Source organism: Streptomyces sp. NPDC002232, from assembly GCF_042890295.1.
In the GTDB taxonomy this organism is placed as follows: Bacteria; Actinomycetota; Actinomycetes; order Streptomycetales; family Streptomycetaceae; genus Streptomyces.
In genome coordinates this window covers 11207-23348 of record NZ_JBIARV010000008.1, presented here as the reverse complement: position 1 = coordinate 23348, position 12142 = coordinate 11207, and the positions used below count along the sequence as shown (strand labels likewise).

Genomic DNA, 12142 nt, shown 5'->3' with positions numbered 1-12142 from the left:
CTCCCCCGAGGGCCGGGCTCCGTGCGCGTGTGCCACTCTGTGCGCGCCGGATGTCCAATGACGGGAGGGGATCGCGGGTGGCCGCGATGCAGCTGACACGCACACACCGAATACTGATCGGCCTCGTCATCGGCGGTGCGCTGATCATCGCGGGGATCGGTTTCGCGGGTTCGTACGCCGCCGTGCGCGAGCTCGCCCTGCAGAAGGGCTTCGGCACCTTCTCGTACTTCTTCCCGATCGGCATCGACGCGGGCATCTGTGTGCTGCTCGCGCTCGACCTGCTGCTGACGTGGCTGCGGATTCCGTTCCCGCTGCTGCGGCAGACGGCGTGGGTGCTGACGGCGGCGACGATCGCGTTCAACGGCGCGGCGGCGTGGCCCGATCCGCTGGGTGTGGGCATGCACGCGGTGATCCCGGTGCTGTTCGTGGTGGCCGTGGAGGCCGCGCGGCACGCGGTGGGGCGGATCGCGGACATCACGGCGGACAAGCACATGGAGGGCGTCCGGATCACCCGCTGGCTGCTCTCGCCGGTGCCGACGTTCCGGTTGTGGCGGCGGATGAAGCTGTGGGAGCTGCGGTCGTACGAGCAGGTCATCAAGCTGGAGCAGGAGCGGCTGATCTACCAGGCGCGGTTGCAGGCGCGCTTCGGGCGCGGCTGGCGGCGGAAGGCGCCGGTGGAGGCGCTGATGCCGCTGCGTCTCGCGCGCTACGGGGTGCCGCTGGCGGAGACGGCGGCGGCGGGCCTGGCGGCGGCGGGGATCGAGCCGGCAGTGCTTCCGGCGGAGTCGGGTGCGCAGGCGGTGGCGTTGGCGCAGGTCCAGCAGGCGGCGCTGCCCCAGCAGGTAGCGGCTCAGGTGCCGCCGCAGCCTCAGGAGCAGGAGCAGTCCCAGGCGCAGGGCCCGGTGCCGTCTCAGGCGCAGGGTCCGGCGGGCGCTGCGGGTCAGGCCGCTCCGACTGCTCCGGCTGCTCCGACGGGGCCGGTGAATCACGAGAGTCACTGGTTCGACGCCTCGCAGGTGTCCTCGGAGTCGTACGAGGGCAGTTACAACCCTCAGATCGTGGAGGGCCTGGAGCCCATGCCGGTTCCGGTGCCGCAGGGTCCCGAGGACGTTCCTCCGGCGGGTCCGGAGGAGTTCGTGGAGTACCCGGAGTACGTGGAGCGGCCGGAGCCTCGGGCGGACGAGTTCGAGGACGTCGTCTACAAGGTCATGGGTTCGTACGTGCTGGAGCACGAGCGTTTTCCCGAGGAGGCCGAGCTGGCGCGGCTCGTGGCCGAGCAGTACGGGCTTCCCGAGTTCCCGCCGTCCGAGATCGAGCTGCTGCGGCAGACGGTGCCGGGGGCGCAGGAGCGGGTGCAGCAGGCGCGGGCCGACGTGGACACCCCGTAGGGGCCCGGCAGGAGACGAGAGGGGCCGCCACCCGGATCCGGGTGGCGGCCCCTCTGTCGCCGGCGTGGCGGGTCAGGCGCCGAGGAGCTTGCGCACGCGGTCCGCGCCGACGGCGAGGAGGAGCGTGGGCAGGCGGGGGCCGGTCTCGCGGCTGACGAGGAGCTTGTAGAGGAGGGCGAAGAAGGCGCGCTGGGCGAGCTTCAGCTCCGGGGTGGGCTTGGCTTCGGCGTCGAGGCCGGCCATGAGCTTGGGGACGCCGTAGACGAGGGTGGTGAGTCCGTCGAGCGACCAGTGGGTGTCGAGGCCCTCCAGGAGGAGGCGGAGTGACTCGCGGCCCTCGTCGTCCAGGGAGCCGAGGAGCTCGGTGTCGGGCTCCGCGCGGACGATGGTGCGCTGGTCGGCCGGGACCTGGTTGGTGATCCAGCTCTCGGCGCGGTCCAGGCGCGGGCGGACCTCGTCGAGGGAGGTCACCGGGTTCTCGGGGTCGAGTTCGGTGAGGATCCGGAGGGTCTGCTCGTCGTGTCCGGCCGTGATGTCCATGACCGAGGCCAGGGTGCGGTACGGCAGGGGGCGCGGGGTGCGCGGCAGCTCGCCGGCGGCGGTGCGGGCGGCGCGGGAGTGGGCGGCGGCGTCGGCGGGCAGGACGGTGCCGTCGGCGACCTTGGCCTCCAGCTTGTCCCACTCGTCGTAGAGCCGCTGGATCTCCTGGTCGAAGGCGATCTTGAAGGACTGGTTCGGCTTGCGGCGGGCGTACAGCCAGCGCAGCAGCGGGGCTTCCATGATCTTCAGCGCGTCGGCCGCGGTGGGCACGCCGCCGCGGGAGGAGGACATCTTGGCCATGCCGCTGATGCCGACGAAGGCGTACATGGGGCCGATGGGCTGGACGCCGTCGAAGATGTCGCGGACGATCTGGCCGCCGACGACGAAGGAGGAGCCGGGCGAGGAGTGGTCGACGCCGGAGGGCTCGAAGATGACGCCCTCGTAGGCCCAGCGCATGGGCCAGTCGACCTTCCACACCAACTTGCCGCGGTTGAACTCGCTGAGCTTGACGGTCTCGGCGAAGCCGCAGTTCGTGCAGGTGTAGGCGAGCTCGGTGGTCTCGTCGTCGTAGGAGGTGACGGTGGTCAGGTCCTTCTCGCACTGCCCGCAGTAGGGCTTGTACGGGAAGTAGCCCGAGGTGCCGCCGGAGCCGTCGTCCTCGGCGGCGGCGCCGGAGCCTTCCTCGGCCTCCAGCTCGGCCTCGTCGAGGGGCTTCTGGGACTGCTTCTTCGGGGCCTTCTTCGTCCGGTACTGGTCGAGGATGGCGTCGATGTCGCCGCGGTGCTTCATCGCGTGCAGGATCTGCTCGCGGTAGGCGCCGGCGGTGTACTGCTCGGTCTGGCTGATCGGGTCGTACTCGACGCCGAGCTCGGCGAGCGACTCGACCATGGCGGCCTTGAAGTGCTCGGCCCAGTTCGGGTGGGGCGATCCGGCCGGGGCGGGGACGGAGGTCAGGGGCTTGCCGATGTGGTCGGCCCAGGACGCGTCGATGCCCTCGATGCCGCCGGGCACCTTGCGGTAGCGGTCGTAGTCGTCCCACGAGATGAGGTGCCTGACCTGGTGTCCGCGGCGGCGGATCTCGTCGGCGACCAGGTGCGGGGTCATGACCTCGCGGAGGTTGCCGAGGTGGATCGGGCCGGACGGGGAGAGGCCGGAGGCGACGACGACCGGTTTGCCAGGCGCACGTCGCTCCGACTCGGCGATGACCTCGTCCGCGAAACGGGAGACCCAGTCGGTCTCGGTGCTGCTCTGAGCCACGGTCGGTACATCCTTCTTCCTGGGTGGTTCTGCCTGACGGCCCTGCGACAACCATTCTCCCAGACGGAACGACGCCCTTTGAGGTTGTCCACAGGCGGGGAAATCTCGTTGCGCTCCCGTGGGACACTTGACAGGCGATTCAGACCTGACGGACTCAACAGGAACGGAAGCTCATGGCCTCGGTCCCTTCCCTCGCTTCTACCGTGCAGCAGCGCCTCGCGGACGGCCTCTCGGCGGCTCTGCCGGACGCCGCGTCCGCCGACCCGCTGCTGCGACGAAGCGACCGGGCCGACTTCCAGGCCAACGGGATCCTGGCACTGGCGAAGCGGCTCAAGGGCAATCCGCGTGAGCTGGCGACGAAGGTCGTCGAGGCGATTCCGGCCAATGACGTCCTGAAGGAGATCGAGGTCTCGGGCCCCGGCTTCCTGAACATCACGGTGACGGACGCGGCGATCGTGCGGACCCTCGCGGCCCGCGCCGCCGACGCCAGGCTCGGGGTGCCGTTCAACGAGTCGGCCGGCACGACGGTCATCGACTACGCGCAGCCGAACGTGGCGAAGGAGATGCACGTCGGGCACCTGCGCTCCGCCGTGATCGGCGCCGCGATGGTCGAGATCCTGGAGTTCACCGGTGAGAGCGTGGTCCGCCGCCACCACATCGGCGACTGGGGCACCCAGTTCGGCATGCTCATCCAGTACCTGATCGAGCACCCGCACGAGCTGGACCACAAGGCCGAGGACGGCGCGGAGGTCTCCGGCGAGGAGGCCATGTCGAACCTGAACCGGCTCTACAAGGCCTCGCGCGCGCTCTTCGACTCGGACGAGGAGTTCAAGACGCGGGCGCGTGCCCGGGTCGTGGACCTCCAGGCGGGGGACGAGGAGACGCTGGCGCTGTGGCAGCGGTTCGTCGACGAGTCGAAGATCTACTTCTACTCGGTCTTCGACAAGCTGGACATGGACATCCGGGACGGCGACGTGGTCGGCGAGTCCGGGTACAACGACATGCTGGTGGAGACCTGCCGGATCCTGGAGGAGTCGGGCGTCGCGGTCCGTTCCGAGGGTGCGCTGTGCGTGTTCTTCGACGATGTGAAGGGCCCGGACGGCAACCCGACGCCGCTGATCGTGCAGAAGTCCGACGGCGGCTTCGGCTACGCGGCGACGGACCTGTCGGCGATCCGTGACCGGGTGCGGAACCTGAAGGCGACGTCCCTGCTGTACGTGGTGGACGCCCGTCAGTCGCTGCACTTCAAGATGGTCTTCGAGACGGCCCGCCGGGCGGGCTGGCTGAACGACGAGGTGAAGGCCGTTCAGCTGGCCTTCGGCACGGTCCTGGGCAAGGACGGCAAGCCGTTCAAGACCCGTGAGGGCGAGACGGTGCGGCTGGTGGATCTGCTGGACGAGGCCGTCGACCGGGCGACGGCCGTCGTCCGCGAGAAGGCGGACGGTTACCAGCAGAAGACCGGGAAGGCGCTCCTGTCCGAGACGGAGATCGTCGAGAACGGCCAGTACGTCGGCATCGGTGCGGTGAAGTACGCCGACCTGTCGACGTCCGCGGCGCGCGACTACAAGTTCGACCTGGACCAGATGGTGTCGCTGAACGGTGACACGTCGGTGTACCTGCAGTACGCGTACGCGCGTATCCGGTCGATCTTCGGCAACGCGGGGGACCGCACGCCCGTCGCGCACCCGGAGCTGGAGCTCGCCCCGGCGGAGCGGGCGCTCGGTCTGCACCTGGACAGCTTCGCGGAGACGGTGGCCGACGCCGCCGCCGAGTACGCGCCGCACAAGCTCACCGCGTACCTGTACCAGCTGGCCTCGCTGTTCACGACGTTCTACGACCAGTGCCCGGTCATCAAGCCGGCGCCGGCGCAGGACATCGCGGAGAACCGGCTGTTCCTGTGCGACCTCGCGGGCCGCACGCTCCACCAGGGCATTGCCCTGCTGGGGATCCGGACGCCCGAGCGTCTCTGAGGCCTCGTAGGCGAGAGCCCCCGGTGCGGACCTTTTCCGTGCCGGGGGCTTCGTCGTGTCAGCGGATGCCGTGCGAGGTACGGCCGGAGACCTCGTCGATCTCCTTGTGGGCCTTCTGCAACAGCTGCGAGGCGAGGTCCATCAGGGCGCGCGCTCCGGCGATCTCCTCGCCCACGCGCAGCTGGTCCGGATCGGAGGGATGCCGGTTCGCGGTGCCGTGGGCGCGGAACTCGGTGCCGTCGGTGAGCCGGACCATGGCCGCGGCCCGCGTCCGGTCGCCGTCTTCCTGGAACTCCATCTCGACATGCCATCCGACCAGCGTGTTCATCATGAGGACCACCTCCACCGAGGTACCTGTCGGGTACTTCTCCAGGGTGCGCCGTACGGTGCGGCCCCACCACTCGCCCCGGCGCGGTCCTCGTGGTGGGCCTAGCCGCGGCCGACGGACAGGTTCCGCGCGGCCTCGGTGGCCCAGTAGGTGAGGATCATTCCGGCGCCGGCGCGGCGGATGCCGGTGAGGGTCTCCATGATCGCCTTGTCGCGGTCGATCCAGCCCTTCTCGGCGGCGGCCTCGACCATCGAGTACTCGCCGCTGATCTGGTAGGCGGCGACGGGCACGTCGACCGCGGCGGCGACCTGGGCGAGCACGTCGAGGTAGGGCCCGGCGGGCTTGACCATCACCATGTCGGCGCCCTCCTCCAGGTCGAGCGCCAGCTCGCGGAGGGACTCGCGGAGGTTGGCGGGGTCCTGCTGATAGGTCTTGCGGTCGCCCTTGAGGGAGGAGCCGACGGCCTCGCGGAAGGGGCCGTAGAAGGCGGAGGAGTACTTCGCGGTGTACGCGAGGATCGACACGTCCTCCTTGCCGATGGTGTCCAGGGCGTCCCGGACGACCCCGACCTGGCCGTCCATCATCCCGGAGGGGCCGACGACGTGGACGCCGGCGTCGGCCTGGACCTGGGCCATCTCGGCGTAACGTTCCAGCGTGGCGTCGTTGTCGACGCGGCCCTCGGCGTCCAGGACGCCGCAGTGGCCGTGGTCGGTGAACTCGTCGAGGCACAGGTCGGACATGATGACGAGGTCGTCGCCGACCTCGGCCCTCACGTCGCGGATCGCGAGCTGAAGGATCCCGTCGGGGTCGGTCCCGGCCGTTCCGGCGGCGTCCTTCTTGGCGTCCTCGGGGACGCCGAAGAGCATGATCCCGGAGACCCCGGCCTCCAGCGCCTCCACGGCGGCCTTCCGGAGCGTGTCGCGGGTGTGCTGGACGACGCCGGGCATGGCCTGGATCGGCACGGGCTCGCTGATCCCCTCGCGCACGAACGCGGGCAGGATCAGGTCGGCGGGATGCAGGCGGGTCTCGGCCACCATCCGGCGCATGGCAGGTGTCGTCCGCAGCCGCCGCGGGCGGGCCCCGGGAAAGGATCCGTACGAGTTCATATTCCGAGGCTACGCCCGCGTGCACGATGCCCTTACAGACACGTTGTGGGCATACGCCCCACCGCCGGACCCACACGGGCGCCCGCTCCTCACCCCGCTGTGGGCCAGCGCCCCGCCCCGCTGTGGGCCCGCGCCCCGCCGTTGTGGGCAGGCGTTCCGCAAGGGGCGGAACGGGTGGGCACAACGGACCAGCGCCCTGCCGGCGCCAGAGGCTCCTGGACCTGGACCCGCACCGACAGGTGCAGCACCAGGTGGTGCGGGCCAGGGCACAGAACGCGGAGGCGCCGCTAAGGGGCGCCGTCCCGTGTGCCCACCCGTCCCGCCCCAGCGGGACGATTGCCCACACGGGCGTGGGCGACGGCCCCACACGGGCGTGGGCGAGGCGCCCACGACGCGCGCGGGGCGAAGACCCCGACCGGCAGCGGGCGCGGGCCCACAGCGGCGGGCCCCCACGGGCACCGGGCGCGGGCCCACAACCGGCGGCGCGCAGGCCCGCGACGCCCGCAGGGCGCGGCCCCGTCCGTGAAGACGGGCCCGCGCCCCGCGCGAGGAGAGACCGAACCGCTACGTCGTACGACGCCGCCGCGCCCCCGGCCGCCGCTCACTCGGCCGCGTCACCGGATCCCCCGCCTCCAGCGCCGACTCCCGGCGCCGCAGCCCGAAGTCCGCCAGTGCCTCGGCGAGCTTGTGGACCGACGGCTCGGGCGAGAGCACGTCGACCCGGAGCCCGTGCTCCTCGGCCGTCTTGGCCGTGGCGGGACCGATGCAGGCGATCACGGTCACGTTGTGCGGCTTGCCGGCGATGCCGACCAGGTTCCGCACCGTCGACGAGGACGTGAAGAGCACCGCGTCGAAGCCGCCGCCCTTGATCGCCTCCCGGGTGTCCGCCGGCGGCGGCGAGGCCCGTACGGTCCGGTAGGCGGTGACGTCGTCGACCTCCCACCCGAGCTCGATGAGGCCCGCGACCAGCGTCTCGGTCGCGATGTCGGCGCGCGGCAGGAAGACGCGGTCGATCGGGTCGAAGACCGGGTCGTAGGGCGGCCAGTCCTCCAGGAGTCCGGCGGCGGACTGCTCGCCGCTGGGCACCAGGTCGGGCTTCACGCCGAAGTCGACCAGCGCCGCGGCGGTCTGCTCGCCGACCGCCGCGACCTTGATCCCGGCGAAGGCGCGGGCGTCGAGCCCGTACTCCTCGAACTTCTCGCGTACGGCCTTGACCGCGTTCACGGAGGTGAAGGCGATCCACTCGTACCGTCCGGTGACGAGCCCCTTGACCGCCCGCTCCATCTGCTGCGGGGTCCGCGGCGGCTCGACGGCGATGGTCGGCACCTCGTGCGGCACCGCGCCGTACGAGCGCAGCTGGTCGGAGAGCGACGCGGCCTGCTCCTTGGTGCGCGGCACGAGGACCCGCCACCCGAAGAGCGGCTTGGACTCGAACCACGACAGCTGGTCCCGCTGCGCCGGGGCGCTGCGCTCGCCGACCACGGCTATGACCGGCCGGTGGCCCTCGGGCGAGGGGAGGACCTTGCCCTGCTTGAAGACCTGGGCGATGGTGCCGAGCGTCGCGTTCCAGGTGCGCTGGCGCGTCGTCGTACCGGCGACGGTCACGGTGAGCGGGGTGTCCGGCTTACGGCCAGCCGCCACCAGCTCACCGGCCGCCGCGGCGACCGAGTCCAGGGACGCGGAGACGACGACGGTGCCGTCGGAGGCACCGACCTCGGCCCAGCACCGCTCGTCGGCGGTGCGCGCGTCGACGAAGCGCACGTCGGTGCCCTGTGCGTCGCGCAGCGGCACACCGGCGTACGCGGGCACGCCGACGGCGGTGGCGACACCGGGGACGACCTCGAAGGGGATGCCCTCTGCGGCGCAGGCGAGCATCTCGGCTCCCGCGTTCCCGTCGAGTCCGGGGTCGCCCGTCACCGCACGGACGACCCGCCTGCCGCCCCTCGCGGCCTCCATGACAAGATTGGCCGCATCCCTCAACACGGGGACTCCGGCGGTTGTTGACGCCTCGTCAACAACCGTCAGCTCAGGCGTGCTCACCCCCGCGCGCGCATGGCCACGAACGACGTCGAGCACTTCCGGCTCGGCGATCAGGACGTCCGCCCCCGCGAGGGCCTCGACGGCCCTGAGGGTCAGGAGTCCGGGGTCGCCCGGGCCTGCGCCGAGGAACGTGACGTGCCCGTGGCCCGCGAAGACCGGGGACAGGGGGCTGGTGGTCGGGCTGGTGGGGCTCAAAGTGCTCGCTCCCCCATAAGACCGGCCGCACCCTTGGCGAGCATCTCGTCCGCGAGTTCGCGTCCGAGCGCCAGGGCCTCGTCGTGCGAGGTGGGTACGGGTCCGGTGGTGGACAGCTGCACCAGCGTCGAGCCGTCGGTGGTGCCGACGACGCCGCGCAGGCGCATTTCGGTGACAACCTGCCCGTGACCGGGGTCGTCGGCCAGCAGGTCGGCGAGCGCACCCACGGGTGCGGAGCAGCCGGCCTCCAGGGCGGCGAGCAGGGATCGCTCGGCGGTCACGGCGGCCCGCGTGTGCGGGTCGTCGAGCGGCGCGAGCGCGGCGACGAGTTCGGTGTTCGACGCCAGGCATTCGACGGCCAGGGCCCCCTGGCCGGGGGCGGGCAGGACGGTGTCGACGGCCAGCTCCTCGGCGGACAGGCCGCCGAGGAGCTCGTCCTTGCCGCCGATGCGGTTGAGTCCGGCCGCGGCCAGGACGACCGCGTCCAGCTCGCCCTTGCGGACGAAGCCGACGCGGGTGTCGACGTTGCCGCGGATGGGGACGCAGGTGAGGTGCAGGCCGTGGCTCCGCGCGTGGGCGTGGAGCTGGGCCATCCGGCGCGGGGAGCCGGTGCCGACACGCGCGCCCTCGGGCAGCGTGTCCAGCGTGACGCCCTCGCCCGCGATCAGGACGTCGCGCGGGTCCTCGCGGCGCGGGATCGCGGCCAGCACCAGGTCGGGGTGCTGTGCGGTCGGCAGGTCCTTCAGGGAGTGGACGGCGAAGTCGACCTCGCCGGCGAGCAGCGCGTCGCGGAGGGCGGCGACGAAGACGCCGGTGCCGCCGATCTGCGCCAGGTGCTCCCGGGAGGTGTCCCCGTACGTCGTGATCTCCACGAGCTCGACGGGCCGGCCGGTCTGCCGCCGGACGGCGTCGGCCACGTGCCCGGACTGGGCCATGGCGAGCTTGCTGCGCCTGGTCCCGAGCCTCAGTGCCCTCTCGGTCATACTCGCCCTCGGTTCTTGACGTCGGCGTCATTCAGGTCGGCCCGGCTGACGGCAGCCACCGTCTCCGGGTCGAGGTCGAAGAGTGTCCGCAGCGCGTCCGCGTACCCGGCGCCGCCGGGCTCGCTGGCCAGCTGCTTGACCCGCACGGTCGGCGCGTGCAGGAGCTTGTCGACCACGCGGCGCACGGTCTGGGTGATCTCGGCGCGCTGCTTGTCGTCGAGGCCGGGGAGGCGGCCTTCGAGCCGGGCGACCTCGCCGGCGACCACTTCGGCGGCCATCGTGCGCAGGGCGACGACGGTCGGGGTGATGTGGGCGGCGCGCTGGGCGGCGCCGAAGGCGGCGACCTCGTCGGAGACGATGCCCCGGACCTGGTCGACGTCGGCGGCCATGGGAGCGTCGGCGGAGGCCTCGGCGAGCGACTCGATGTCGACGAGCCGGACACCGGGGATCCGGTGGGCGGCGGCGTCGATGTCGCGGGGCATGGCGAGGTCGAGGAGGAAGAGCGGGGTGCGGCGGCCGCGGGTGGCGTCCTCGACGGCGTCGCCGGTGAGGACGAGTCCGGTGGCGCCGGTGCAGGAGACGACGATGTCGGCACGTGTCAGTTCGTCGCCGACGGCAACCATCTCGGCCGCGCGTGCGGCCACGCCCGTTCCGCCGGCCTCGCCCAGGATCTGTGCGAGGCGCTCGGCGCGGGTGAGGGTGCGGTTGGCGATGACGATCTCGGAGACGCCGGAGCGCGCGAGCGTTGCGGCGGCCAGGGAGGACATCGAGCCGGCGCCGATGACGAGGGCGCGCTTGCCCTTGGCCCAGGTCTCGACGTCCGTGTCCTGGGCGAGCTGCTCCAGGCCGAAGGTGACGAGGGACTGCCCGGCCCGGTCGATCCCGGTCTCGCTGTGGGCGCGCTTGCCGACCCTCAGGGCCTGCTGGAAGAGGTCGTTGAGGAGCCGCCCGGCGGTGTGGAGCTCCTGGCCGAGGGCGAGGGTGTCCTTGATCTGGCCGAGGATCTGGCCCTCGCCGACGACCATGGAGTCGAGACCGCAGGCCACCGAGAAGAGGTGGTGGACGGCCCGGTCCTCGTAGTGCACGTAGAGATAGGGGGTGAGCTCGTCGAGGCCGACGCCGCTGTGCTGCGCGAGCAGCGTGGACAGCTCGGCGACGCCGGCGTGGAACTTGTCCACGTCGGCGTAGAGCTCGATGCGGTTGCAGGTGGCCAGGACGGTGGCCTCGGCGGCCGGTTCGGCGGCGAGGGTGTCCTGGAGGAGCTTGGCCTGGGTGTCCGCCGGCAGCGAGGCCCGCTCCAGGATGGAGACGGGGGCGCTGCGGTGGCTCAGTCCGACGACGAGGAGGCTCATGCCGGCATCACCGCGGGGACGTCCCCGTCGGGTCCCTTGCGGCCGGTGCCGCCCGCGGCGCCGCGGGGGGCCGGGGGTGCGACGGCGGAGGTGTCGGCGCCCGCGTCGGGGGCGTCCTCGGCGTTCGTCTCCTCGCCGGCCTTGCGCTGCTCGTGGAAGGCGAGGATCTGGAGCTCGATGGAGAGGTCGACCTTGCGGACGTCCACGCCGTCGGGGACGGAGAGGACGGTCGGGGCGAAGTTCAGGATGGAGGTGACTCCGGCGGCGACGAGCCGGTCGCAGACCTGCTGGGCGACGCCGGCCGGGGTCGCGATGACGCCGATGGAGACGCCGTCCTCGTCGATGATCTTCTCGAGGTCGTCGCTGTGTTGGACGGGGATCCCGGCGACCGGCTTGCCGGTCATGGCGGGGTCGGCGTCGATGAGCGCGGCGACGCGGAAGCCGCGGGAGGCGAAGCCGCCGTAGCCCGCGAGGGCGGCGCCCAGGTTTCCGATGCCGACGATGACGACGGGCCAGTCCTGGGTGAGCCCCAGCTCACGGGAGATCTGGTAGACGAGGTACTCGACGTCGTAGCCGACACCGCGGGTGCCGTACGAGCCGAGGTAGCTGAAGTCCTTGCGCAGCTTCGCGGAGTTGACCCCCGCCGCGGCCGCGAGCTCCTCGGAGGAGACCGTGGGTACGGAGCGCTCCGAGAGCGCGGTGAGTGCGCGCAGATACAGCGGAAGCCGGGCGACGGTGGCCTCGGGAATTCCTCGGCTACGGGTCGCCGGTCGGTGAGTTCGGCCAGTTGCCACGGTGCTCCTGCGGGATGAGCGGGGCTGTAGGCGGCCGTGTGTCACAAGACCGCCCCGTCGAATGCAGGCTATGTCTTTGTGAACGCGTGCACAAAGATGGTGTCCGTTTTGTCCGCCCAAAGTGACCGGGGTCACGCGGCCGGTTCGTATCGTCGCGGAACCGCGGAGCGCTTCAGTGCGTTGAGAACC

The 12142-nt window shown here is 71.7% G+C and carries 9 protein-coding genes; 2 read left to right on the top strand and 7 right to left on the bottom strand.

Annotated features, from left to right (window positions below; genetic code table 11):
• The first annotated feature begins 77 nt into the window (after window positions 1-77).
• Window positions 78-1388 carry a DUF2637 domain-containing protein gene (locus tag ACFYXU_RS33955; RefSeq protein ID WP_389461474.1) on the top strand — a complete coding sequence of 437 codons (1311 nt, stop codon included), beginning with the start codon at window positions 78-80 and terminating at the stop codon, window positions 1386-1388.
• A gap of 72 nt (window positions 1389-1460) precedes the next feature.
• On the opposite strand, the gene lysS is transcribed toward ACFYXU_RS33955, so the two are convergent.
• Entirely contained in the window at window positions 1461-3185 is a 1725-nt protein-coding gene (lysS, locus tag ACFYXU_RS33950) for a lysine--tRNA ligase (RefSeq protein ID WP_376516601.1), read from the bottom strand.
• Between the two features lie 173 nt (window positions 3186-3358).
• Here lysS and argS point away from each other — a divergent pair, with 173 nt between their 5' ends.
• Window positions 3359-5155, top strand: a complete 1797-nt coding sequence (gene argS, locus ACFYXU_RS33945; RefSeq protein ID WP_389461471.1) for an arginine--tRNA ligase — start codon at window positions 3359-3361, stop codon at window positions 5153-5155.
• Between the two features lie 58 nt (window positions 5156-5213).
• Here the strand turns inward: argS and ACFYXU_RS33940 are convergent, their stop codons facing one another.
• The 6 genes from ACFYXU_RS33940 to ACFYXU_RS33915 form a co-directional block, all read right to left on the bottom strand.
• Window positions 5214-5483, bottom strand: coding sequence for a DUF1876 domain-containing protein (locus ACFYXU_RS33940; protein WP_361395026.1), 270 nt, complete (start codon window positions 5481-5483; stop codon window positions 5214-5216).
• Between the two features lie 101 nt (window positions 5484-5584).
• Window positions 5585-6589: a porphobilinogen synthase gene (gene hemB, locus ACFYXU_RS33935; RefSeq protein ID WP_376516598.1), complete on the bottom strand. Its 1005-nt coding sequence runs from the start codon at window positions 6587-6589 to the stop codon at window positions 5585-5587.
• A 564-nt stretch (window positions 6590-7153) separates the two neighbouring features.
• Complete coding sequence (locus ACFYXU_RS33930) at window positions 7154-8824, bottom strand: uroporphyrinogen-III synthase (protein WP_376516596.1); 1671 nt, start codon at window positions 8822-8824, stop codon at window positions 7154-7156.
• Complete coding sequence (hemC, locus tag ACFYXU_RS33925; RefSeq protein WP_376516593.1) at window positions 8821-9807, bottom strand: hydroxymethylbilane synthase; 987 nt, start codon at window positions 9805-9807, stop codon at window positions 8821-8823. Before hemC ends, ACFYXU_RS33930 begins: the two co-directional genes overlap by 4 nt.
• Window positions 9804-11159, bottom strand: coding sequence for a glutamyl-tRNA reductase (locus tag ACFYXU_RS33920; protein WP_329857930.1), 1356 nt, complete (start codon window positions 11157-11159; stop codon window positions 9804-9806). Before ACFYXU_RS33920 ends, hemC begins: the two co-directional genes overlap by 4 nt.
• Entirely contained in the window at window positions 11156-11953 is a 798-nt protein-coding gene (locus ACFYXU_RS33915; protein ID WP_361394369.1) for a redox-sensing transcriptional repressor Rex, read from the bottom strand. The genes ACFYXU_RS33920 and ACFYXU_RS33915 overlap by 4 nt, the downstream gene beginning before the upstream one ends.
• Window positions 11954-12142: the final 189 nt, after the last annotated feature.